The 23,794-nt window shown below is 44.0% G+C and carries 22 protein-coding genes; 18 read left to right on the top strand and 4 right to left on the bottom strand.

The genetic code is table 11. The annotated features are described in order from the left end of the window. Positions 1-8: 8 nt before the first annotated feature. From RIH33_RS01025 to RIH33_RS01010, 4 genes are all read left to right on the top strand, one after another. Positions 9-575, top strand: a complete 567-nt coding sequence (locus RIH33_RS01025) for an RNA polymerase sigma factor (protein WP_406649920.1) — start codon at positions 9-11, stop codon at positions 573-575. Then, the gene (locus tag RIH33_RS01020; RefSeq protein WP_406649918.1) at positions 559-1,740 is read left to right on the top strand and encodes a hypothetical protein; all 1,182 of its coding nucleotides are present in this window, start codon (positions 559-561) and stop codon (positions 1,738-1,740) included. Before RIH33_RS01025 ends, RIH33_RS01020 begins: the two co-directional genes overlap by 17 nt. A gap of 28 nt (positions 1,741-1,768) precedes the next feature. After that, the gene (locus RIH33_RS01015) at positions 1,769-3,265 is read left to right on the top strand and encodes an NAD(P)H-hydrate dehydratase (protein ID WP_406649917.1); all 1,497 of its coding nucleotides are present in this window, start codon (positions 1,769-1,771) and stop codon (positions 3,263-3,265) included. Between the two features lie 121 nt (positions 3,266-3,386). Continuing rightward, complete coding sequence (locus RIH33_RS01010) at positions 3,387-3,761, top strand: T9SS type A sorting domain-containing protein (protein WP_406649915.1); 375 nt, start codon at positions 3,387-3,389, stop codon at positions 3,759-3,761. Positions 3,762-4,085: 324 nt separating this feature from the next. Here RIH33_RS01010 and RIH33_RS01005 read toward each other — a convergent pair whose 3' ends face one another. Beyond that, complete coding sequence (locus tag RIH33_RS01005) at positions 4,086-7,052, bottom strand: DUF2723 domain-containing protein (RefSeq protein WP_406649913.1); 2,967 nt, start codon at positions 7,050-7,052, stop codon at positions 4,086-4,088. Between the two features lie 181 nt (positions 7,053-7,233). After that, on the bottom strand, positions 7,234-7,881 hold the full coding sequence (locus RIH33_RS01000; RefSeq protein WP_406649912.1) for a hypothetical protein: 648 nt from the start codon (positions 7,879-7,881) through the stop codon (positions 7,234-7,236). Between the two features lie 86 nt (positions 7,882-7,967). Between RIH33_RS01000 and RIH33_RS00995 the strand changes: the two genes are divergently transcribed. Then, positions 7,968-9,140, top strand: coding sequence for a tetratricopeptide repeat protein (locus RIH33_RS00995; RefSeq protein ID WP_406649910.1), 1,173 nt, complete (start codon positions 7,968-7,970; stop codon positions 9,138-9,140). A 3-nt stretch (positions 9,141-9,143) separates the two neighbouring features. Then, positions 9,144-10,106, top strand: coding sequence for an SDR family NAD(P)-dependent oxidoreductase (locus tag RIH33_RS00990; protein WP_406649908.1), 963 nt, complete (start codon positions 9,144-9,146; stop codon positions 10,104-10,106). Here RIH33_RS00990 and RIH33_RS00985 read toward each other — a convergent pair. Continuing rightward, a complete protein-coding gene (locus RIH33_RS00985; RefSeq protein WP_406658485.1) occupies positions 10,084-11,070 on the bottom strand; it encodes a glycosyltransferase in 987 nt (328 codons plus the stop codon). The two genes, RIH33_RS00990 and RIH33_RS00985, sit on opposite strands and share 23 nt — an antisense overlap. Before the next feature lie 212 nt (positions 11,071-11,282). Here RIH33_RS00985 and galE point away from each other — a divergent pair, with 212 nt between their 5' ends. The 12 genes from galE (at position 11,283) to RIH33_RS00925 (ending at position 22,860) form a co-directional block, all read left to right on the top strand. Beyond that, positions 11,283-12,320, top strand: a complete 1,038-nt coding sequence (gene galE / locus RIH33_RS00980; RefSeq protein ID WP_406649905.1) for a UDP-glucose 4-epimerase GalE — start codon at positions 11,283-11,285, stop codon at positions 12,318-12,320. Between the two features lie 72 nt (positions 12,321-12,392). Beyond that, positions 12,393-13,709, top strand: coding sequence for a hypothetical protein (locus RIH33_RS00975; protein WP_406649903.1), 1,317 nt, complete (start codon positions 12,393-12,395; stop codon positions 13,707-13,709). A 7-nt stretch (positions 13,710-13,716) separates the two neighbouring features. After that, the gene (locus tag RIH33_RS00970) at positions 13,717-14,673 is read left to right on the top strand and encodes a glycosyltransferase family 2 protein (RefSeq protein WP_406649902.1); all 957 of its coding nucleotides are present in this window, start codon (positions 13,717-13,719) and stop codon (positions 14,671-14,673) included. Then, on the top strand, positions 14,666-15,430 hold the full coding sequence (locus RIH33_RS00965; protein ID WP_406649900.1) for a sulfotransferase: 765 nt from the start codon (positions 14,666-14,668) through the stop codon (positions 15,428-15,430). Before RIH33_RS00970 ends, RIH33_RS00965 begins: the two co-directional genes overlap by 8 nt. Continuing rightward, on the top strand, positions 15,427-16,380 hold the full coding sequence (locus RIH33_RS00960; protein WP_406649898.1) for a glycosyltransferase family 2 protein: 954 nt from the start codon (positions 15,427-15,429) through the stop codon (positions 16,378-16,380). Before RIH33_RS00965 ends, RIH33_RS00960 begins: the two co-directional genes overlap by 4 nt. Next, positions 16,377-17,486, top strand: a complete 1,110-nt coding sequence (locus RIH33_RS00955; RefSeq protein ID WP_406649897.1) for a glycosyltransferase — start codon at positions 16,377-16,379, stop codon at positions 17,484-17,486. Before RIH33_RS00960 ends, RIH33_RS00955 begins: the two co-directional genes overlap by 4 nt. 13 nt (positions 17,487-17,499) lie before the next feature. After that, the gene (locus RIH33_RS00950) at positions 17,500-18,327 is read left to right on the top strand and encodes a hypothetical protein (protein ID WP_406649895.1); all 828 of its coding nucleotides are present in this window, start codon (positions 17,500-17,502) and stop codon (positions 18,325-18,327) included. A gap of 27 nt (positions 18,328-18,354) precedes the next feature. After that, positions 18,355-18,630: a hypothetical protein gene (locus tag RIH33_RS00945; protein WP_406649894.1), complete on the top strand. Its 276-nt coding sequence runs from the start codon at positions 18,355-18,357 to the stop codon at positions 18,628-18,630. Next, positions 18,620-19,768, top strand: coding sequence for a glycosyltransferase family 61 protein (locus RIH33_RS00940; protein ID WP_406649892.1), 1,149 nt, complete (start codon positions 18,620-18,622; stop codon positions 19,766-19,768). The genes RIH33_RS00945 and RIH33_RS00940 overlap by 11 nt, the downstream gene beginning before the upstream one ends. A gap of 130 nt (positions 19,769-19,898) precedes the next feature. Further along, positions 19,899-20,852 (top strand): hypothetical protein, encoded by a 954-nt coding sequence (locus RIH33_RS00935; protein WP_406649891.1) that lies wholly within the window; start codon positions 19,899-19,901, stop codon positions 20,850-20,852. After that, entirely contained in the window at positions 20,849-21,661 is an 813-nt protein-coding gene (locus RIH33_RS00930; RefSeq protein WP_406649889.1) for a glycosyltransferase family 2 protein, read from the top strand. Before RIH33_RS00935 ends, RIH33_RS00930 begins: the two co-directional genes overlap by 4 nt. After that, on the top strand, positions 21,658-22,860 hold the full coding sequence (locus RIH33_RS00925; RefSeq protein WP_406649887.1) for a glycosyltransferase: 1,203 nt from the start codon (positions 21,658-21,660) through the stop codon (positions 22,858-22,860). The genes RIH33_RS00930 and RIH33_RS00925 overlap by 4 nt, the downstream gene beginning before the upstream one ends. Here the strand turns inward: RIH33_RS00925 and RIH33_RS00920 are convergent. After that, entirely contained in the window at positions 22,837-23,763 is a 927-nt protein-coding gene (locus RIH33_RS00920; RefSeq protein WP_406649885.1) for an FkbM family methyltransferase, read from the bottom strand. The genes RIH33_RS00925 and RIH33_RS00920 overlap by 24 nt on opposite strands. Positions 23,764-23,794: the final 31 nt, after the last annotated feature.

Raw genomic sequence — 23,794 nt, 5'->3', positions numbered from 1 at the left:
ATGGTTTCATGTCGGGTTACGTACGTTATAAAGTGAGTCATCTGATCCAGGAAATATTGAAAGGAGACCGTCGTGCCCAGGGGCGGTTTTACGATGAGTTCAGCCCGTTGGTGATGGGCATTTGTGTCCGATATATGAAAAGCCACGAAGCTGCTTCAGATGTGTTTCAGGAAGCTTTTGTTAAAATATTCAACAACCTGGGTAAGGTGAAGAACATAGAAGCAGTAACCGGGTGGATCAAGAGAATTACGGTGAACACAGCCCTGGATCATCTCAGAGCGATCAGGTATGACCATGATATTTCGTCAGCTGGAAATGAGTTGAGTGACCAGTTTTATAGCGATCTGATTGATAAACTCTCCACAGAGGTCATTTTGGAAGCCGTGAGTAACCTGGCAGAAGGTTACCGGGTGATTTTCAATATGAGTGTGATCGATGGCTATAGCCACAAAGAGATTGCTCAGGAACTGGGAATTTCGGAAAGCACCAGCAGATCCCAACTCACTCATGCTCGCCATGTGTTAAAAAGATATTTGAATGAACTAGGAATTACACGCTATGAACAAGTCATTTGAAGATAAAATAAGGGATAGACTAGGAGACTACCGCGTTGATCCACCGATTCGTTTCCGCGATGCCATTCTCAATACGCCTGGCTCCGGTGAACTATGGCTTGTTCGGTTTTTCCATGCCCTTGGAGCCGCTCTTATGCTGATTTCGTTGTTTATGGTGGGGCATATCCCCGTGAAAGAGCGGACGGAATTGGCATTTGGGAATGAGAGCAGATTGAGTAGTCAGGCGGGTGATGACTTTAATACACCTTCATTGTCTGAGCCGGAAACCGCTCACCTCTGGAAGGAGACTGAGGAGGAGGGAATGGTGCCAGAGACTGCTCCTTTCTCTGTTCCTACAGTGCATGATGCCTCAAAGACACCACTGACACCAACGGAGAGGAAGAATGAAGGGAGTTATTATGAGCATGATCAGGAAATCTTTCAGACCCTGGCTTTGGAAAAACTAGCTGCGGAGGCTGGGGAAGAGCCAGTTAGCCCCAGATGGATGAGCCTGCCCAAAGAAGATGAAGTTATTTTCAAAAAGGAGAGAAGCCTGTTCACGCCATACTTTGAAGGGGGAGCTTTCTTTTTGTATAATAGAATCAAGCCAAATATTGATGACGACATTTATGTAAGCGATTATGATGCCCCGTTCGGGCTTTCAGCTTCCAGGATTGGCTTTTCACTCCATGCGGGACTGCAGCGGGAATGGTCCGTGCGTTTTGCCACCAGGCTGGGCATGGGGTTTAACTATTATAATCAGGATTTCTCCTTTAATGTCAGGAGTACAACACCCCAAACAGTGGTGGTAGAATCGGATTTTGTTACTCCTGTTTATGAAATCCAGGCAGTGCAAATTCAAAAGCGAGTGTCTACTTTGGGGATGCGAATCCAAAACATTTGGTCTTTTCCATCGCGTTACAATTCCTTGTTTACCTCTGTGGAATATCAAAGAATCATCAGCTCATTGCCAACCTTTGACTATGGTGGCGAGAAGCACACCCTGGTAACCCCCAATCAATATTTACTGGAGTTTGGGTTGAGAAAACTCCTTTTCGAGGGTAACCGTGGATTAGTCTACGTGACTCCTGCCCTTAAATATTCCATGACAAAATTCAAAGACAGGGAGATTATAGCAGTGAAGCCTTTTTGTGTTGGGGTTTCTGTATCGTATGGCTTGAAGTAAGGGCTTTTCTTGTGTAGCTTAGTCTACTATGATACCCATCCTTTCAGCTCAGCAAATACGTGATGCCGACCAATATACCATTGATCATGAGCCGATCACCTCCATTAATCTTATGGAGCGTGCCTCCAGAGCATTTGTGAGAAAATTCTCTACGCTGGTGCCGGGAGGCGGCCGGGTGATGGTTTTTTGTGGTACCGGCAACAACGGAGGAGATGGTTTGGTCATAGCAAGGGTGCTGATTCAGCAGGCACATGATGTCAGTGTCTTTTTTGTAGGTCACCTGGATAAAGCCACTGAGGATTTTAAGGTGAATTTTGAAAGACTTTCTGTGCTCTCAGAGATTAGTCAGATAGCGAGTGAAGATCAAATTCCCAATATTCCCGAGAATGCTGTGGTCATAGACGGGCTGTTTGGTAGCGGCCTTTCCCGGCCAGTGAAAGGCTTGTATGCCAGTGTGATCGAACGAATTAATCAATCAGGAGCTGCTGTGTATGCGATTGATATCTCTTCCGGTCTTTACCCTGACCAGCCGCTCACGGATGGGGCGGTCATACAGGCCGCGTGTACCATTTCTTTTCAGACACCCAAGTTGATCTTTTTCCTTCCGGAAATGCGAAAGTATGTGGGTACGTGGCATGTCGTGGACATCGGACTTGATGACGCTTTTATACAGGGGAGTGACACCAATGTATTTTTTACTCAGCCAAATGATGTGGTCTTGCCATTACGATCCACTTTTGATCACAAGGGAAGTGCCGGCAGGTTACTTCTGATAGCTGGGAGCAAAGGAAAAATGGGTGCGGCTACTTTAAGCGCCAGAGCAGCCCTCCGTAGCGGATGTGGATTGCTTTATGTACACACTCCATGCTGCGGTTTAAATATTCTTCAGGTCAACGTACCCGAAGCCATGGTGATAGAAGATGAGCATACCGAAGTGATCACGGAGGTGGTGCCGGCTGACAATGTGGATGTGCTGGCGATGGGCCCCGGAATAGGCACCAATTCTCTTACCCAAAAGGCATTGGCTGATTTGATTCTCCATGCCAAGGAGCCTATGGTACTGGATGCGGATGCCCTTAATATCCTGGCTCAGAATCCGGAGCTGTTAAGTGCCTTACCACCAGAAAGTATCCTTACTCCACATCCGGGTGAGTTTGCCAGACTGGTTGGTGCCTGGAGAAGCGACTTTGAAAAATTGGAAAAACTCCGCTGGCTGGCCACTACTTATCAATTGAACGTGGTGCTGAAGGGAGCCTATTCTGCAGTCTGCAACTCACGCGGATCCATATACTTTAATCCAACAGGTAACCCCGGAATGGCGACAGCCGGAAGCGGTGATGTGCTAACGGGAATTGTGGCAGCTTTGCTCGCGCAGGGGCTGGCGCCATTTGAAGCGCTGCGCTCAGGAGTTTACCTGCATGGCCAGGCGGGAGATGAGGCTGCCATAAAGGTGGGGGAGGTTTCATTAATGGCATCAGATTTGATAGAACATCTGCCTGCGGCATTCAAAAAATTACATTTTTAGGGTGGTTTTTTTTAAGACATGATAAAAGATGTTAAAAACCGGACTTAACGAAGAATTCATGTAAAAATTTTGAGGCAATGCGGGAACTTTGGTATTTTTTTTGCGTACTTTGTATGTAATAATGCACAATAAACTCATCATAGCGTCGTTTGCCTGTCTCCTCTGTTTGTCCGCCTGGTCGCAGAGTGGTGCTGGTAATGTGGTGAGTGCCGAAACTAACTTCTACAACCAGCCTCTTGATATTAGTAATAAGATTGAGATTTACCCTAACCCGGCCGTGGAGTATGTGATAGTGGAGATCTCTAATTCTACCCTTACGAACACAGAGTTTGAGATGCACAGTATCATAGGCAACGAAATTAAGATTACCCCTGAGGAAATTGGGAATGGTAGATTTCGGGTTCCGGTGAAAGATTTTGCTACAGGATATTATTTCCTTGTGGTAAAAGATGAAGTCTCAAGATTTAAAAAGGCTTATCGATTTTTGAAAAATTAGAATCTCTAAATAACATACAGATGCCACCAAAGCTGAATGAGTTGGTGGTTTTTTGTGTCTAAATGTTTCGATCCCAATCCATTTGTTCTACTTCTGGGCATAGGTGACTGCCCGGGTAGCCGGATTCTAGGGCAACAATTCATGCCGTTTTTAGTCTTTTAATAAGCTATTGTATGGTCTGTAGGTGTAGCACTCACTACCGGAAGTTGTTGATGTCAGCTTAGTCAGTGTGTGTCAAAATGAAGTGCTAACCGGGATTGCGAAAAAAAGGCCCCGCGAGTGAAACTCGCGGGGCCTTTTCAGTTCTTGCCTTTGCCTTTCAGTTTAGTTATTCTGAAATGACTTATAGTATTTGTTGAACATCTCCTCGTACTTCGCCGCCTCATCATTCATCCGATTTGCCCGATAGGCACGGGTGATGTTATTCAGGGAATAGAGTTTCTGTTGGATCTCTGCACGGTTGTAAATGCCTCTTTCGATATAGTAGTCCAGCATCTCTACCGCGTCTTTTGAGGTGACCTCTGCTACATAGTTGGCCAGGTCATTTTCTCCTACCTCCAGAAGTAAACCCACCTGCTGTACATTGAAGTAATCAAATGGAATCGACTCATCGGGCATCACCTCCAGACATTTCACCAGAACTTCCTTCGCTCGGTCATAATCATTAGCCTCCATTAGTGAGATAGCAAGGGTATTAAAAGCCGATCTGTGATTCAGGCAGAAATTGCGATAATCTTCTGAGTAGTACACATCCGGATTATCGAGCTGCCTCCAGTGATATTTCTCCATCAGGTTTTCGTACATCAGGTCGTTGTTCACCTGATATTCCTGAGCATTGGGGTTTTTCACAGGCAAAAGTCGATAGGCAATACCCTCCTGAACCACATAAGGTTTCAGGTTCATATTCAGCGAATTCATAGAGGTGGTATTGAAATAGATCGGCCGCTCCCAGTTGGAGTTGACCATGAGGTCGATCACACCCAGATCGTTCTTTTCCAGTCCTCTTCCCTGGATACTCCAGGTCATTTTATCCACAATTCTGTTTTCCAGATTCTTTGGCACTACACCCAGTGCTTTGATCTTCGCAGTGTCGATGTTTAGAAACATCTGTCTGGAAGGCACAGAGTTATAGTAAGACCCGGTACTCAGCGGTACCTGCAGACCTTTGTGCTCCTGCTTGATCAGGTCCAGGAATCTATTGGCATTAATGGCTCCTTTGATGCTCTTATTTTCCATCACAGGGAGGTAGTCATTGAGCCCGCCCTGCTGATAGTTTTTCAGAGAAAGACTAAAGGGCAGTGGCGTTGACTCGTAGGCCGGGCGCATCATCTGACTCACATACCAGTCGGTATTAAAATAGCTCAGTACGATCACTCGCACGTCAGTTCTGTAGCCCTCCACTTCCTGAGCATACCAGAGGGGGAAAGTATCGTTATCCCCACCAGTGAACAAAATGGCATTGGGTGCGCAGGAGTCCAGGTAGTTTTTGGCTGCATCTACTGAGAAATACCTGTTGGATCTGTCATGGTCATCCCAGTTTTCTTTAGCCATCACTCCAGGTATGGTAAGGCCTAATAGTAACGACAGCACAGCCAAAAGTTTTTTGTTTTTCACAATGGCCCCAAGCAAGTCGTAAATGGCCAGTACTCCGAAACCTATCCAAATAGCAAATACATAATAGGAGCCCGAATAAATGTAATCACGCTCACGTGGCTCAGACGGGGGGGAGTTGAGGTAAAGCACCAAAGCTATTCCCGTCAGGAAAAAGAGCAGCAGCGTGACCGAAAAATATTTTTTATCCTTTTTGTACTGAATAAAGATTCCCAACAAGCCAAGCAAAAGTGGTAGAGAATAGTAAATGTTTCTAGCCTTGTTTTCCTGGAGCAACTCAGGGAGGTCTGTGTCAAAAGCACCGTTGAGGCCTACCCAACTCGCATCCTGGATATCTGAGCTTCGCCCCGAGAAGTTCCACAGGAAATACCTCATGTACATGGTGCCCACCTGATAGTTGAGCATGAAGTAGATGTTATCGGTGAAGCTTGGTTTTTCGTCGGGCTGTAGTCCGGTGATCTCCCGATAGCGCTGCTTGTGCGCTTCAGTGTTGCTGTACATCCTGGGCAGGATGGTGGTGTGCTTGGGATTATAGACATACTCCAGTTTGTAGTCTTTTATTTCGTACTTATCCTCACCACGCATGTATGTGGGATCTCCCTGCTTTTGATCCACGATATCGGCAGTATAGTACTGTCCTTTGAAGAGCGGTCTGCTGCCGTACTGCTCTCTTTTCAGATAGGATACGAAAGACAGCACATCTTCTGGATTGTTTTCATCTATCGGAGGGTTATATGTACTGCGTATGAGTACGATGGTGTACGATGAGTAACCGATAATGATGAAGGTGAAACAAAGAAGAATGGTATTAAGTGTAAGCTTCTGTTTTTTGATGGAGTAGTAAATCCCGTAAACCAATCCACCAAGAAATGCGGTACCAAAGAAGATAACTCCGGAACCAAATGGAAGGCCCAGACCATTGACAAAGAATATTTCCAGTGTGCCTGCTACCGAAGGCAGGCCGGGGATCACACCCAGCATCACAATCAGAATGGCTGCTCCAGCGGCAGCCAGGGTAAGAATGATGCCCTTTTTGGTAATCTTTTCGTTGTTCTTAAAGTAAATGATCAATCCCATCGCAGGGATAGTCACGAGGTTGAGCAAGTGAACGCCAATAGATAGGCCCATCATATAGGCGATCAGGATCAGCCACTTGTTGCCATCTGAATCGTTCTCGATATTTTCCCACTTGAGGATAGCCCAAAACACAAAGGCCGTAAAAAATGCAGACATACCGTATACTTCGGCTTCTACAGCACTGAACCAGAATGAGTCAGAGAATGTGCAAGACAAAGCACCTACAAGGCCGGCGCTCATAATCAGGATGGTTTGTTCCGTGGTCTCTTCACCTTTTTTGATTTTCAGTACCCTCTTCACCAGGTGAGTGATGGACCAAAAAAGGAACAAGATGGAGAATGCACTACTCATCACGCTGAGCATATTGATCCAAAAGGCTACCTGAGTGACATCACCCAGTGCCAGAAGGGAAAATAACCTGCCTACCAAAAGGAAAAATGGAGCTCCCGGAGGGTGAGGCACTTCCAGCTTGTAAGAACAGGCAATGAACTCACCACAGTCCCAGAAACTGGCGGTGGGCTCTACTGTCAAGGTGTAGACCACCATTGAAATGATAAAAGTAGCCCATCCGGCTATTACGTTAGTCTTTTGATATCCCATCATGATTCTTTTGAGTCAACTTGGCGAAATTAGTAATAATGCGGTATAATGTCTGAGGATTCGATTCTTTATATAGGCGATTATAAAGCTTATTTACTCCCAAATGGAATTTTTGATTCCTTCTTTACCTATAAATTTTGTTAAAAAGTAGGGGTGTTGGGTCCGGACGATCAGGGCGCGGGATTCACTTGTAGACAATCAGGTAATAGATTATCCAAAGGAAGAAAAAGAGCACATATGAGCTAAGTGTAATGAAAATCGAAATTTTCAATTTTTTATTGCTCAACCAATAAATACCAGCTATGAGCATTGTCCAGTAGAGCATTTCGAAGAGATTTAATGCCTTAAGGGGGTAGATCCAGCGCGGATTCAGGTGTTCGTAGTTGAAGAAATTAATAAGGCTCATTGGATAGTAAGCCACAAAGTCATGGTAGGTAGGATCGGTTTCAAACACAGAGAACCAGACTACTTTTAATAACTCAGGGACAATAAAAACCAACTCCATGATCATCACCATTTTCCAGAGCTGGGCATAAGTGACCCTGTAGCCAAAGAGAAAGCAACCCACCCATAGCAGGAAGGATGTGAGGGTAAATTTCCAGGCAATAAAGATCGGTACAGAAAGGTACTGTAGTCCGAAGAAGACATCCATGATCCACATTTCACCACGGTCTTGCAGGATTTCAAAAGCCGCAATGCCATCAATGATGAACATCCTTTTGATGAGAAAGGCGGCAAAGTAGAGCAGACATAAAACGAAGAAGAAGGCTTTTCCGTCTATGTTATACCAGTCGTCTAAAAATCGTTGGCGATACTTATTTAACCCGTTCATTGGCGCTAATTTCGTATGAAAATTCATAAGCCTTGCTCCGTTTGGAACAATAGTTGCCTACTAGCTCCTTGCTAAAGGATTACCACATGAAGAAACTCCTGATTTTTGTCTGTTGTGTCACCTGGATGAATAGTGCCCGTGCGCAGTTCACTGCCAAAATACCCATAGATAGCAACTATAGCATACTAGCCAATCCGTTCATTCAGATGGAATCCACTGAGGCAATCAACGATATGTACAATTTTCGCTTTGAGCGATCCATGTCCCACTTTAATTACCTGAGAAAGGAATATGGCTGGCATCCGCTGCCATATTTTCTCATGGGCCTAAACTACTGGTGGCGTATCCTTCCCAATTTCAACAATGAGGAGTACGATAAGACCTTTCATGCCTATATGGACACGTCCATGATGCTGGCGGAGCGGCTGTACAAAGACCTGAATAAGGTAGAGGGGGCTTTTATGCTGGCAGCCACCTATGCTTTTCAGGGGAGATTGTATTCAGAAAGAAGAGAATGGGGTAAGGCGGCCTACGCCGGGAAGAATGCCCTGAAGTATCTGGAGGAATGCAAGGGCAATGGCGACCTGAGCCCGGAGTTGTTGTTTGGGGATGCGCTGTTTAACTATTACAGGGAGTGGGTGCCGGAAAATTATCCTTTCCTGAAGCCTGTTATGGCTATTTTTCCGGATGGTGATAAAGAAAAGGGAATCGAGCAGCTAAAAATCGTGGCCCGCAATGCGTTTTATACCCGCACTGAGGCACAATATTATTTGATGCGGATCTCGTATTATGAAGAAAATGACATTCAGGGATCGATGCAGTTGGCCGGGTACCTTCATAAAACCTTTCCGGGCAATGCTTATTTTCACAGATTTTACACACGGCTCCTTTATCAATCGGGCAACTACGGAGAAGCCACCAAAGAGTGCAAATCCATTTTGAACAGGATAGACAGTGCTCAGGCTGGGTATGAATACAATTCGGGTAGGTATGCTTCCTTTTTCCTGGGCCATATGAATGAAATTCACCGCAATTTTGAGGATGCCAAGAAATACTTTAAACTAGCCATGGAGTATGGAGAGGCGGCTGATGCTACTGACATGGGCTACTACATTTATGCGGTGTTACATTTGGGTAGGATAGCAGAAAAAGAAGGAGATAGTGAGGCCGCTAAAGCGTATTATAAGCAGGTGAGAAAGCTTACCAGTAGGAGTCATTCCGCCAATAAGGAGGCTAAAATGAAGCTTAAGCAACTCTAGACAATGGAAGACCATTCAGATAAAAAAATATTGATCACCGGAGGCGCAGGATATTTGGGCTCATTTCTGGTTAGGGAGTTGCTCAGGCATGAAGGGACGCACATTGTGGCCTTTTCCAGAGATGAGTTGAAGCACTTTAATCTCAAACTTCAATTAGGAAACCTTGTAAATAGGGTGGATTTTGTGATCGGGGATGTGCGCGATGAGGACAGATTGGCCGAAGCCTGCAAAGGGGTGGATGTGGTGATACACGCCGCAGCTATGAAGCAGGTGGGGACCTGTGAGGATAATCCAACGGAATGCTACAAGACCAATGTTTTGGGCACCGAAAATGTGATTCATGCGGCCCGACGCACGGGAGTGGGACAACTCATCTTCATTTCTACCGACAAGGCAGTGGAGCCTGTTTCTGTCTATGGCAACTCCAAGCAAGCAGGAGAGCGGTTGGTGCTGAAGTCCAATGGTTCGGAGCTTCGAGCTTCGGTCATTCGATTTGGCAACCTGATAGGCTCTCCCGGTTCCATAGTGGATAAGCTATCAAAGTTAGATTCCGGTGAGACCATCACTTTATATAGCGAAGAGCTGACCCGTTTTGTGGATTCATTGGATAATGCCCGCAATTTGATCCATGCCCAGATGGCCAGGGATTTTGGAGGTACTATTATGATTCCTAAGCTTCGGTCAGTTAAAGTAGTGGATTTGGTAAGCGCCTGTGCACCTTTGATTCAAGTGAGGTTTGGCGGTGAGCGGGGGTTTGAGAAGATCCATGAAAAACTGGCAACTAAAAATGAACTGGGACGAATGAGTCAGACAGAGGATTTTTATCTGATTACAGGGGAGGTCCTGGATACAGACAATGCGTTGGACACATTTGGAGCCCTTCCTGTACGGCTGGATGCTTACGATTCGGAGACTTCAGAGCCCTTCGTGGCTTTGGAGGAGCTTAAGCCCCGCGGAATAGGTTGAAGAAGGTTAGCTTCTGACTATTCACAGAATACTTCTCCTCAATCAATAATCGGCCCTTGTTTCCTAAAGCCGTTCTTTTTTGATGGTCTCGAAGCAAAATTGAAAGTCTGGATACCCACTCTTCCGTGCTACTGGCAAAGTATCCATTCAAATCTTCCTGAATAATTTCGTTATTTACACCCACAGGGCTGGCGACCGCCGGTACACCCAGTGAGAGGTACTGGATCAGTTTAAATCCACATTTCCCTTTTGACCATTCGGTGTCTTCCAGAGGCATCACACCTATATCTATCAGACTCAGGTCTTCAATCTCCGTTTCTTCTTTCCAGGGGACAAAGCGAAAGTGTTTGAGGGGTAGATTGGGATTTTTGTTGGCAATTACCAAAAACTCAAATTCGAACCGCTCCTGTAGCAAGGTCAGGGCAGGAAGAATTGTTTCCAGATAAAAGAGGGTTGAGTGTGAACCGGTCCACCCAATGACTGGCATTGGACGCTCTTGATGAGATGGAGGAGTGTGAACCGAAGTATCCACGATGGTGGGCATGAGTACCACGTTATTGCAATATTGGCTGGCAAACCTGCCGAGGTATTGATTTCCAACCGATACTTTCCAGCTCCATTTGCAGATTGAGGCTACTTTTGATCGCCATTTCAGGGTTTTCCAAAGGAAGTTTTCCTGACGCTGGTCGGCCATCCAGATGGCGTCATCAAAGTCGTAGATCACTTTTTTTCTAAATACCCGGGCAATGAGCCATTCGAATACTGGCGGACCGAAGGGTGTGAGCTCCCGATGGATAAAAATGAAATCATACCTGTTTAATGTGAAGAGGGTTATTAGTCTGGATAAGTATCCCCTGAATACATAAAATGCCTTATGGATGAAGTTACCCCGCTGATAAGCCATGGCCCAGGCCTTTTCAGAAAGAAAAGAGCTAAAGTCATAAGTCAACTTCATTTCTTCCATAAATTTGAAAAAATGCTCAAACCGAAAGCGCTGCGAAGGGGCGGCTTTTTGAGGGTAGGGTGCGAGTATTAATACATTCAATTGGCCCATACGAGGCAAAAAAACACCTTTTAATTTGATTTTATATGAAGATTAGCGGAAGGCTTTTGTAGGATCTACTCAGAACCTCTCGTTTTATTACTATCATTGGGATTGAAACTATAAGGAAAGTAGTGAAAAAGAAGGTGCTTATAACGGGAGGCTGTGGGTATATCGGGTCGCAAATTGCTTTGGAAATGTTGCGAGGAGATAAGTTTGAGCCTGTTTCGATTGATAATTTTTGCAACTCATCATCCACTATACCGGATCAAGTGCAGAATTTGACTGGTAAACGCTACAAAAATTATAACATCAATTTATTAGCTTCTGAAGCTTTGAGGGTGGTTTTTGAGGAACATGAATTCTACGGATTGATTCACCTTGCCGCGCTGAAATCAATTCCTCAATCCTTGAAGTATCCGCTTAAGTATTATGAAAACAATATCATTTCGTTGACGAATGTGCTTAAGTATTGCCATGAATTCAAAGTTCCAAAATTGGTTTTCTCGTCCAGCTGTTCTGTATACGGAGCGGAGGCAGAATTTCCGGTTGATGAGCAATCACCAGTTGCAGATAGGCAGGCGTCATCCTATTCCAACACCAAGAAAATTGGTGAGGAAATTGTCAGAGACTTTTCCGCAGGTTTGGATATTAATTGCATCATATTGAGATACTTTAACCCGGCAGGCAGTGACCACACAGGAGAACTGGGCGAGACCCCGTCTGAGGAGAGCGGATTTATACCCAAGATTGTCTGGAAAGCCATGAAAGGTGAGCTTATTGAGATTTATGGAGAAGACTATGATACGCGAGATGGTACGTGTGTCCGAGATTTTATTCACATCCAGGATCTGGCAGAGGCTCACATTCAGGCACTCTCCACCACGGATACCGATCAGGTGGAGGTAATTAATGTTGGTTCGGGTAATGGAATGACGGTTTTAGAAGTGGCTGAGGCCCTCAAGCGTCGCTTAGCGGGTGTGAGATTTGAATATAGAAACAGACGTATCGGGGATATTCCGTGTATTTTTTCGGATAACACACATGCAATGACGAAATTACAATGGGTACCCAGGTTGGGATTGGAGGAAATCCTGGACTCTCAGATCAAATGGACCAATACCTATCTGTCAAGAACCAATGAAGATGTGATTGGGAATGAAATTGTCTGATATAAATTCTTCATATTTTTGAATCATGTTTGAGCAAAGTAGATTTTCATCCCTATTGGGGTCATCTTCTGTATGGTATTAAGAGACCTTTTAATCACACCTGTTTATTTTTTCGTCCTGCTGTTGCTGGCTTATCAGATCAGGCCATTTGTGACTAACAGGCAGCTCAGACCCTATTTCATCCCCGGACTTCTGGTGCGTTTTTTTGGCGCGATAGCCCTGGGCTCAATTTACCAATTTTACTATGGTGGCGGGGACACATTTAACTATTTCACACATGGGAGTAGATGGATATGGGAAGCCTTTTTAGATGATCCCATGATCGCTTTCAAAATGATTTTTGCGGAAAATGTGCACGAAGGAGATATCTATGAGTACTCCAGTCACATATGGTATTTTCGCGACGACCATTCCTATTTTGTTGTGAGGATTGCAGGTTGGTTGGGATTATTTACTTTCAATACCTACTCCGCTGTGGCCATACTATTTGCAGCATTCAGCTTTTCCGGATCGTGGGCCTTTTATATGGCGATGACCGAGAGATATCCTGCACAGTATAAGTGGCTGGCAATTTGCGTTTTGTTCATCCCATCTATCTTTTTCTGGGGCTCTGGCATCCTAAAGGACACGCTTACATTTGGTGCCCTCGGGTGGGCAGCCTTTGCCTATTTGAAAATCCTCAGGAAGGGTTTTTCTTTTTCAAACATAACCATTCTGCTCTTAGCCTGTCTTCTGATCTATTCTATCAAAGTTTACATCCTTATGGCATTTGTGGCAGCAATAGGGATCTCTTACTATCTGAATGTAGTACGCAAATTTCACTTTGTTTTCAAGCTTTTGGTAGCGCCGGTTATGGCGGTGGTCATTGCTGGGATTGGCTATTATGTTATTCTTCAAATAGGAGAGGACAACAGTAAGTATGCCATTGACAATATAGCAGAGACAGCCGCAATAACATCCTACGACATCAGGTATGGCTGGGGAAAGGATGCGGGTTCCGGGTATGATATAGGGATGTTGGATGGGTCCTGGGGAAGCATGTTCAGGGTGGCTCCGGCAGCTATCAATGTGAGTTTATTCAGGCCTTATTTATGGGAAGTGTCCAATCCTTTGATGTTGATATCAGCGTTGGAGAGTGCTGCCTTGCTACTTATGACCATCTATATGTTCGTGAAAGGAGTGAAAATCAGGGATATTTTTCAGGATCCTGTGATCGTTTTTTGTTTTGTTTTTAGCTTCGTTTTTGCCTTCGCAGTAGGGGTCTCCACCTCCAATTTCGGCACCTTGGCCAGGTATAAAATTCCACTTCTGCCATTTTATACGTCATTTTTGGTGTTGATTGGGAGGTTGCGAAAGCGTAGACACTCCAGACAAAAGCAAGTAGCTTAGATTGTTTATGGACGCACCTAAACATCCTGTACTGTCGGTTCTATTACCTGTTTATAATGCTGAGGCCTATGTGTCCGAGGCCTTGGAGAGTATTTTGAATCAAACTTTTAAAGATTTTGAGGTACTGGTAGCGGACGATGGGTCAGTGGATTCAACTCGACAAATTATAGATGCTTACGAGGATAGTAGAATTCGCAGATTACACTCGGATGTGAACAGAGGTAAGGTGGCTATCTGTGATTTTCTACTCAAATATGCGGAAGGAGTCTATGTCACCGTGCATGATGGGGATGATTGGTCCGATGTGAACAGGTTTGAAAAACAAGTTTCATTGCTCACCAGCAACCCCAGATTAGGCATGTGTGGTTGTGGGTTTCGTTCTTATGATGCGAAGGGTACCTTTATTAGCAACCATGTTATGCCCACAGATTTTGATACCATTAAACTGGAAATAAGATTAAGGAGCCAGTTTCATGGCCCAACGATGATGTTTAGAAAGTCCATTTTGAATGAAATAGGAGGCCTGTACCGCTACTTTACACACGCTGAGGACATTGATTTTTCCATGAGAGTCATTGAAAAGTATGAGGCTGTAAACCTGCCGGACTTGCTATACAATTACAGGGTACACACTGAGTCCCTCACCAATAGGATAGGTTTGATAAATGACCAAAGGTTTATCAACTATGAGCTGATTAATTTTTTGGCAGATCAACGGAAACAGAAAGGTATTGACAGTTTAATGTCAGGAGATACGGAGGAATTTGAGGAAGTAAGAGCTTCATTATTGGAGTTTTATTTGAATGATCCTACTTTGAAGTATGATCGGGCAATAGGTAGGTTTTTATCTCTAAACATGTGGGCTCAGGCGTTCAAAGTTTTTCTGATATGTCTTTTCAGGCATCCGCTGAAAATGAATACCTATAAAATCTTGAAGAATATGATACAGCAGGTTTATGCATAATCTAATTGTACTCGGCAGTGGAAGAAGCGGAACCAGTATGATGACCGGAATTCTGACCAGTAAAAACGGCTATTATTTAGGGGATAATCTCATTGGCAAGAATGAACGGAACCCAAAAGGTAATTTTGAATCACGGGATGTGAATGAGATCAATGAGGAAATATTGGCGCGTGTCCTGCCAGAGCGGGAGGATCGTTTGATTCACCGTTTTTTCCCCTCACCTGTGCCCGTTTCTCCTCAGAGATGGCTTGCTCAATTGCCAATGGAAACCACATTCCCGGATAATGAGGCGCTTACCAGCCGAATTCAGCAAGTGATCAGGACTGAGCCTTACTGTATTAAAGATCCAAGAATGAGCTACACTTACAGCTACTGGAAGAATCATCTGTCGGCTCATCGGGTGATTTGTGTTTTTCGACATCCGGGACAGACACACGCGAGTATCAAAAAGGAATTAAGCTATGCGCCACACCTAAAAGGCTTCAGGGTTTCTGATTCAGGCCTTTACAATGTTTGGCTCCTGATGTATTCTCACATTTTGCGATCTTTTAATCAGGCGGATATCAACGATTGGCTTTTTGTAGAATACGATCAGCTATTTGAGGAGGGGTGCCTCCGTAAAATCGAAGATTTTATTCAGGCCAAAGTGGATCATGAATTTGCAGAAAGCCGATTTAACAGATCTGGGTATGATAAGAAAGTCCCGGGAGAGGTAATGGCTATGTATGAAAGACTAAAGGGTCTGAGTCGAAAATGATGGTCTCCGTCCTCATACCGTGCTTCAATGCCGAGCGCTTTATTCGTCAGTCTATTGGGAGTATTCTTGACCAGTCCTACCAGGATTTTGAAGTGATCGTGCTGGATGATGCATCCACTGATTCTTCTTTGAAGGTCATCAGGAGCTTTTCTGATCCCAGGATTCGAGTGTTGGTTAACCCTTCCAATTTGGGTTACCTGAAGACTATGAATCGACTGTTTGGGGAGGCAAAAGGGAATTTGATTGCTTTTCAGGATGCAGATGACGTCTCCAATGAGAAGCGTCTGGAAACACAGGTAGCCTTTCTGGAGCAATATCCTTCGGTATCAATTGTAGGCACTAACTATGACTTGATTGATGAAAATGATTTGTGTTTGGGCACCTATTCAGTTTCAGAAGGCAGGGACCAACTCAAAGAGTTGATTCCGTATAGAAACATCTTTCAAAAACCGTCAATTATGTTTAGAAATGAGGTTTATGCCAAAGTGGGAGGGTACAGAGAGGCTTTTTTGGATCTGAAAAACATAAGTGAAGACTATGATTGGCTGCTCCGTGCCAGTCATCACTTTGAATTTGGAAATATTAATCATTCTCCGGCGCTCTATCAATACCGATCGGTGACTACCGCCATGACAAAGGATTTCGATCATCCGGAGCAGCTTTTTGGTGAGAAAATAGCTCAATTCCTTTATAAAGAGCGTCTCCAGAGAGGTTCAGATTCAATGTCAGAGGGTAATTACAAGCCGATTTTTGATTTTATAGAAGAATTGAAAAAACCTTACCTCCTTGATCCGTCCAGGTTTTACAGAGAACGTGCAGAGGCACTCATGTATCACGGACTAAAGAAGAAGGCTATTTCATCAGCCCTCAAGGCATTTGGTGCCAGAAAGTCTTTTAAGAACCTGAGGTTAGTCCAATATTGTATCAGGAAAACAATTTTTACGCTATGAAAATCCTACATATCGCCAACTGGTATCCGTCCATGGCCCAGGAGAAACGGGCGATTTGGATTAGGGATCAAATCGAACTTCTTCCAGAGGTTGATTGTGAAGTTTGGCATGTGGAGGTGGTGTATGGGTCTAAGCCAAAGCTGGAGGTTCAGCAGTCCTCTGCCAGGGAGCAGAGCCTTATTTTACATTTCCCAACCGAAAGGTGGTTTGCGATTGAAATCCTTACAGCCCTGCTACTGGCTTATTTGCTATTTTTTAAGTTATCCCTGAAGACATTTTCGCATATACATTTTCACATAGCCTATCCATTGCTTACGTATTGGCACTGGCTAAGGAAGTTTGTGGGCATACCAGTGATAGTCTCGGAGCATTGGAGTGCTTATCATTATAATTTCCATATTCCAGATAAGAAAAAAAGGCGAAGCATTGAACGCATATTTTTTAATCCTATGACCTTGCTGACCGTATCTGAGGCTTTGTCTGAAGACATCAGGAAATTTTCTGGCAATGAGTCATTGACCACCAGGGTGATTCCCAATGTTATTGATCAGAAAATCTTTCAATACACGAATGTTTCGAAGGATCAGGGTGTCTATTTCATGGTCAGTCAATGGAAAGATCCGAAAGATCCATTTGCCGTCCTTAGGGTGGTTCCAGATTTTCCTGATATGTATCTCCGCATTGGAGGATATGGCCCTCAGCTGGATGATATGAAGCTGCTCGTAATGACTTTAGGTTTAGAGCGGAGGGTTGAGTTTTTGGGTGCGATGAGCAAGGAGGAGATTGCTTTCCAAATGAATAAATGTCAGGGGTTCATTCAGTCTTCGCACTATGAAACCTTCAGTGTAGTTTGCGCAGAGGCTGTTGCCAGCGGTTGTCCCGTGATTGCTTCTGCTGTTGGAGGGATTGTGGAGTTTATAGATGAGGAAAATGGCGTGCTGGTGAGTGATCAGACAGAAGATTCCTGGCGGATGGCCTTGTCCCGGTTTGCGGAACGTAGCTGGAGTAGAAGTTTAATATCCCAAAACGCACACAGACGATTTGCCAGATCAGAATTATCTTCACGTCTGAGTGCGGTATATTCCGAAAGCTACCGCAACCATTAGAATTTACGTATAAATGATTAACTACGCTGACTACCCGATTGTGATCATGTCCTGCGATGGCTACAGAGATGTATGGCCACCCATGGTGGCATCCTTTGAGCGATTTTGGCCCGATTGCCCCTTCCCTATTTACTTATGTAGTGAGATGGAGGAATTTGAACATTCAAAAATTGGCGCTATTAGGGTTGGGAGATCGATGGGCTGGTCGGAGATGTTGATAGAAGTAGCCGGACGTCTGACGAGCCCTAATATCATATACCTTCAGGAGGATTATATCCTAAAGGGGCCCATCAAGACTTCAGCTATTGAGGAGCTGCTTTCTTTTTATGAAAAGAATAAGGCTGCCTATTTAAGGTTGATCCCTTTTCCTCCACCGGATCGACTGATTGAAGGAGCTCCGAATGTGGGTGTCATCGAAAAGGGGAGTCAGTATCGCACATCTTTGCAGGCGGCCGTCTGGGACAGAGCTATTTTATTGTCAATTCTCGATCCCAGGGAAAACGGTTGGGAGTTTGAGAAAAATTCTGTGAGCAGATCCGATCTGATCGATCGGCCCTTCTTTTCAGTGGGGGTCAATGCATCTGATCCCAATAAAAATCATCACAGGTATCCGTTGGATTACTACTCCACGGCCATCCTTCAGGGGAAGTGGCAAAAGGAAGGTGTCAAAATTCTGAGAAAGGCAGGTATACCGATTAACACAAAAAAACGGGGATATCTTACGCGGTGGGACTTTTACTATTATCATCAACAGAAAAGGCAATCGGGTCTTTGGCAGGATTTTTTGAAAGTTTTGGATAAATTTCTGTTTAACAGGAAGAAGCATTTTAGAAAGTTTTGAAGATATGAATGATTCTAAAAAGACAAAGTGAAGCTTCTGAAGAACTTATATTTCTGGCCGTGGAGGCGAATTTTGGAGGCCGATTCCTTATTTCAGGATCGCCAGCAACTCATGAATTTGAATCCAGTAGAGCGCACCGAAAAGCCCGAGCAGATTACTTTTGAAAACCTGTGTAGCCGTGAGCTGGAACTATATGCCACCGAAATATCCGCGCCTAAGGGGTTTGCCAGATCAGAATTAACTTCACGTCTGATTGTGGTATATTCTGGAAGAATGTTAACAAATCAGCGTATTGATAGGTAAGTTGACACATTGGATATTAGTACTCTTTGGGATTTTATCTCGAAGAAGTTGGAGAAGAAGGTTGGAAACTGGTGACGGTATTGTCCATTCTAAAAAATTCAATGATGGATTAGTAGCTATTTCGGTCGAAGAAAAAGTCCAGCTTGATTCTAAACGGTATTCTGTAGTATCAGGGCCTAATCCTGATTGGCTTGATGTTTTCTCCAAAGAGCATATCATCGAAGGGGCTTTTTACACTGAGCACGAAAATGCCTTTTTGGTTGGTTTTTGTGCCGTTGCGATTGATTCAAGGGGTAATGTGTTATTAGAGAGTACACTTGGGTCAAAGAGGTATTTAGATAAAACTGGTGATTCGAAATTCATCCAGAGTTTCAAGAGATTGCCGACAGAAGCAACCCTTGATGTGGTGTTTTCATTGGTGAACGTTTTAAGTAAATCATATTTTCACTGGGTGTCAGAAGTGCTTCCTATGCTCCGTTCCTATTTTGAATATGAGTTTATCAACAAGCAATTTCCAACGATTGTTATTGATAGGATGCCGACCGAATTTCAGCTCCAATTTCTTGATCTTTTGGGGGTTCCTAAAGACAAAGTGCTTCTTTGGAACTACAAGAAGATCAGAGCAAAAAAGCTTGTATTGTCTTCTGTAAATTTTCACAGGATCAAGGTGGATGAATTCAATGCATTGCACCTATATTCCAAAAATGGCTTGAATTGGTTGGCCGAAAGAATTGAAAGTTCTAAGAAAGTCCATAAGCATGAACGGATTTATATTTCTAGAAGAGAATCGAGGGTGGTGGTCAATGAGGTAGAGTTATTAGATTTTCTGGAAAAGAGAAATGTTAAGCGGGTGTTTCTTGAAGATCTTTCTGTTGCGGATCAGATAGATTTATTCAAAAGAACAGATTTGTTGATTTCGATTCATGGTGCAGGCTTGGTGAATTTAGTTTTTTCAAAGGGAATTAAGGTGATTGAGCTATTTCCGGATGTTCGGAACACATACCTGACCTATCATTATTTTCAAATATCCAATTACTTTAATCATGAGTATACCCTGTGTTATTGCAGAACACAGAATACCAGCCATGATATAGTGGTTGATTTGGATTTACTCAATGAATTGCTTGGAGATGTTTAGGAAAAGGTCGGTTCTTATTATTTCGCCCGAGCCCTGGGATCATATTTTTGTTTCCAAACATCATTATGCAGTTCATTTAGCGCAAAGAGGTAATCAGGTCTACTTTCTGAATCCTCCGACGGGCAGTCCTGTGTCAATAACGGATACAGAGTACCTCAACCTTAGGGTGATCAATTATTCGGGTTTTGCGAAGGGACTTAGGCTTTTGCCAGTTTTTGTACAGAAATGGCTCATCAAGAGAGTTTTCGATAAGATTCAGCAGCTCACGGGACCACTTGAGGTCGTGTGGTCGTTTGATAACTCTGTTTTCTTCAATTTTGATGCCCTACCGGATGAGGTCTTGAAGATCTCTCATATTGTGGATTTGAATCAGGATTTTGAATTCGAGATGGCCTGCAGAACAGCCGATATCTGCTTTGGGACTACACGCTACATTATAGAACGTCAGAAAAAATTCAATCCGAACTCGCATTTTATCCATCATGGATTAAGTACTTCCAGAGTAGATAACAGTAAATCAATCAAGTTGCCAGGGAAGAATAAAGTAAAGGCCTTGTATCTGGGCAATCTGTCAATGGCCTATATTGATTGGGAAGTTATCTGGCAGGCGGCAAGAACCATAGATATTGATTTTATCTTTATCGGATCTAACCAAAGCATTGTCGACTTGAGCGTCAATCCGTTGCATACTTTCAAACAGCAGGTTTTATCCCTTGAGAATGCCTATTTCTTACCGTCGATTGGCAGTGCTCAGATTCAGGGCCACCTAAAGGTGGCAGATGTACTTTTTGTGGCATATCAGCAGTCACATCATAAGGATCAGGCGAATCCCCATAAGATGATGGAATATATGAGTTCGGGTACACCTGTCATCACTTCATATACTGAAGAATATGCCGATATGGCTGACTGTGTGGCTATGAGTAGGAACAATTCAGATTGGCCTGACCTCTTTAGAAATGTTGTTGAAAATCTGGATCAGTGGAATGCGAAGAGTATGATAACGAAGAGGACTGATTTTGCTGCTAATCACACCTATGATCGCCAATTGGATCTTATTCAGGAAAAAATCAACGGAATATGAACCCTTCTGTAACCGTGATCATGCCAGTGTATAACGCCCAGGATTATGTGGCAGAAGCCATCCAGTCAATCCTGTCTCAATCGCATTCGGATTGGGAGCTTTTGGTGGTGAACGATGGAAGCACAGATGATTCTGAAGGGGTTATCAGGTCGTTTGACGATCCGAGGATACATTATTTCAAACAGGAGAACAGGGGGGTAAGTGTAGCACGGAACGTTGGCCTGGAGCATATGCGCGGGAATTACTTTTGTTTCCTGGATGCTGATGACGTGTTAACACCGGAGAGTCTGGCGGCGAGATGCACCATCCTTGACAGCCAGCCGGATGTTTGCTTTGTGGATGGGAGTGTGGAGGTCATGGACAGGGAATTGAAGACAGTAATTCGACAAAAAGAGCATACATTTATTGGAAATCCGATTAATGCCTTGCTGTCGCTGGATTCAAGTTGTTTTTTTGGTCCAACTTGGATGATCAGGAGGATGCCCGATACAATTTATTCATTTAGAGAGAACCTTACCCACGGGGAAGACTTGCTTTTTTATATGACAATCAGTCAAAACGGGTTGTATTTCCCGATTAAAGAAGTGACTTATCGATATCGCAGTGATAATAATTCAGCCATGTCTGACATAGACGGGCTGTGGTCTGGATACAAAACCATTTTGAGCTACTTGACTGACTCAGGTATAGAAAGTAGCCAGGTTAGCGCTTTTAGGCGTAAAATCTACATGATTATGCTGAAGTCATTTGTGGGTGCCGCAAGACCATGGAAAGCCATGAAATTATTATTAGAATTTGTTCGGTCATGAAGGTACTGTACATCAGCTATTGGGGATTGAATGATGGGCTGACTCAGTCGTCAGTTTTGCCGCACATAAGGATTCTTTCACAAATGCATGAGGTCTCTAAGATCTACTTTGTAACCATAGAGCGGGGCGCTGAACGTATGGGATCGCCGGAGCTTGGCCCACAAGTGGTTCATATGGTCCTTAGGTCCAAACGGCTACCGGTAAACTTTCTGGAAAAGGTGAATGATTTTTGGTTTTTCCCGCGAACACTTAAAGCCTGGATCAGCAGGTACTCTATTGACCTTATGGTGTGTCGTTCTTCCCCTGCGGGTGCCCTAGGTGCTATTATTAACAGAAGGACCGGCATTCCTTTTATTGTGGAGTCATTTGAACCTCATGCTGAATACATGCTGGATGCAAAGGTTTGGAGCAGGTGGGGACTCAAGTATTTTTTTCAGAGCAGGTGGGAGCAAAGAATTGTGCAAAAAGCAACTGGGATTATCACCGTGAGCCGGCACTATAAGGATAAATTGAAACTGGATCGGTCAGCCTCAATCGAGACTTTCCCATGTGCTGTGAATGTGGGTCAATTTGAATTTGATATGGGGCTAAGGAAGGCCATCAGGAGCAAATTGGGGTTTGAGAATAAACTGGTGGGTATATATGTGGGGAAGTTTGGTGATATCTACTATGACCAAACAGCTTTTTTTATTTTCAAAAGGGCCTACGATCTGCTGGGAGAGGAATTTAGGTTAATCGTGCTGAGTCCTGTTGAGAAATCCATCGTTTTACATGCTTTGAAAAAGGAGAATTTTCCAATTGAGAAGGTCTTTGTTGACAAAGTGCCTCATCAGGAGGTACCGGCATATTTGAGTGCCGCTGATTTTGCGTTCTCAATGGTTCGGCCGGCGCCTGTGAGGCTTTACTGCTCCCCTATCAAAGATGGCGAGTATTGGGCCAATGGACTACCCATATTGTCTCCCGAAGGAGTTGGGGAGGATAGTGAAATCATTGTCTCAGAAAATGCGGGAGCCGTCTTCAGAGAGGATTTGGGTGATCTGGATGAGGCCATTTTAAAAATTAAGATGCTCAGTGCAGGAGATCGAAAAGGACATATCCGGTCGGTGGCGGCCAAGTACCGGAGTTTTGATCCATTAGTGGGTATCTATAGAGGAGTCTTTAAAGAGATACAGAAGTCATCTCTGCTTGAAAGCATATAGCATTCCGGCTTTGGGGTTATTCTCATATTCTGAAAGAATCATAAAGCCCCTTTGAGCTAATTGATGAATAAATGGCTTTGGGCCTTTCACATGCCACTCCATCATCACGATTATTACCTGATCAAGAAACTCATTCGAAATCCCTTCGAAAATATCATATTCGGCTCCTTCACAGTCCACTTTAAGAACCACCGGGGTAGTGGGGTATTTGCTGACGATATGATCAATAGAGTCTGTAAAACTTCGAACTTCTATGCGCTCTTTTTTTGCTGAATGGATTTGTTCTCCGACAAGTTTTGTTCCCCAAATGCCCATTCTTCCCCTGTGTGTTTCGGAATACTCTATATCAAAAGTACCCGCATTTCCCAGCCCGAAGTTGTGAGTCGTAATATCCCCGGAAGCTCCATTCCTTTTAATATTGATCATGGCCTGATGATATGTGGGTGCGAACGGTTCAAATGAAAAGATGTGAAGGGGATGCTTTGTGCGACTGAAAAATAAAGAAGCAAATCCCACGTTCATGCCAATGTCGATCACAATGTGCTTCTGCTCCGGAGGTAAATGATAGTTGTAGCAACCATTGACCCATATTTCATTGAGAATGTACAGGTCTTCCGGAGTTTGTATCGGGAGTTCCAGGCTGTTAATTAAAATAGTGAGTTGGTGGTTGTCAACTTTAAAAACTGCATTGAGCCTGTCCTTCAGTGCTTTGGCCAACGCATAGTTTTGGAGTATCGACAGATGTTCGCCTTTGACGATTTCTATCCCGAAGTAATTCAATGCTAAACCCTCGGCTGTGCTTCGAATTTCATGTGGATGTGAGTATTGCAAGATGGCGGCATACTTGGCCCAATCATTCTGAGCCAGCCTGACGGCAATGATTTTTCTTAATTTTTTGATCACTTTCTGTTGGGTGCGGTTTTAAATCAGAGCT

Source organism: Marinoscillum sp. (assembly GCF_040222955.1).
Taxonomy (GTDB): domain Bacteria; phylum Bacteroidota; class Bacteroidia; order Cytophagales; family Cyclobacteriaceae; genus Marinoscillum.
The sequence above is the reverse complement of the archived record's forward strand: the minus strand, read 5'-3'. Positions and strand labels throughout refer to the sequence as shown.

Excerpts from the sequence above, each read along its gene's own strand:
- RIH33_RS01025 (WP_406649920.1), top strand. The coding sequence starts at position 9 with ATGTCGGGTTACGTACGTTATAAAGTGAGTCATCTGATCCAGGAAATA.
- RIH33_RS01020 (WP_406649918.1), top strand. The coding sequence starts at position 559 with ATGAACAAGTCATTTGAAGATAAAATAAGGGATAGACTAGGAGACTAC.
- RIH33_RS01015 (WP_406649917.1), top strand. The coding sequence starts at position 1,769 with ATGATACCCATCCTTTCAGCTCAGCAAATACGTGATGCCGACCAATAT.
- RIH33_RS01010 (WP_406649915.1), top strand. The coding sequence starts at position 3,387 with ATGCACAATAAACTCATCATAGCGTCGTTTGCCTGTCTCCTCTGTTTG.
- RIH33_RS01005 (WP_406649913.1), bottom strand. The coding sequence starts at position 7,052 with ATGATGGGATATCAAAAGACTAACGTAATAGCCGGATGGGCTACTTTT.
- RIH33_RS01000 (WP_406649912.1), bottom strand. The coding sequence starts at position 7,881 with ATGAACGGGTTAAATAAGTATCGCCAACGATTTTTAGACGACTGGTAT.
- RIH33_RS00995 (WP_406649910.1), top strand. The coding sequence starts at position 7,968 with ATGAAGAAACTCCTGATTTTTGTCTGTTGTGTCACCTGGATGAATAGT.
- RIH33_RS00990 (WP_406649908.1), top strand. The coding sequence starts at position 9,144 with ATGGAAGACCATTCAGATAAAAAAATATTGATCACCGGAGGCGCAGGA.
- RIH33_RS00985 (WP_406658485.1), bottom strand. The coding sequence starts at position 11,070 with ATGGAAGAAATGAAGTTGACTTATGACTTTAGCTCTTTTCTTTCTGAA.
- RIH33_RS00975 (WP_406649903.1), top strand. The coding sequence starts at position 12,393 with ATGGTATTAAGAGACCTTTTAATCACACCTGTTTATTTTTTCGTCCTG.
- RIH33_RS00970 (WP_406649902.1), top strand. The coding sequence starts at position 13,717 with ATGGACGCACCTAAACATCCTGTACTGTCGGTTCTATTACCTGTTTAT.
- RIH33_RS00965 (WP_406649900.1), top strand. The coding sequence starts at position 14,666 with ATGCATAATCTAATTGTACTCGGCAGTGGAAGAAGCGGAACCAGTATG.
- RIH33_RS00960 (WP_406649898.1), top strand. The coding sequence starts at position 15,427 with ATGATGGTCTCCGTCCTCATACCGTGCTTCAATGCCGAGCGCTTTATT.
- RIH33_RS00955 (WP_406649897.1), top strand. The coding sequence starts at position 16,377 with ATGAAAATCCTACATATCGCCAACTGGTATCCGTCCATGGCCCAGGAG.
- RIH33_RS00950 (WP_406649895.1), top strand. The coding sequence starts at position 17,500 with ATGATTAACTACGCTGACTACCCGATTGTGATCATGTCCTGCGATGGC.
- RIH33_RS00930 (WP_406649889.1), top strand. The coding sequence starts at position 20,849 with ATGAACCCTTCTGTAACCGTGATCATGCCAGTGTATAACGCCCAGGAT.
- RIH33_RS00925 (WP_406649887.1), top strand. The coding sequence starts at position 21,658 with ATGAAGGTACTGTACATCAGCTATTGGGGATTGAATGATGGGCTGACT.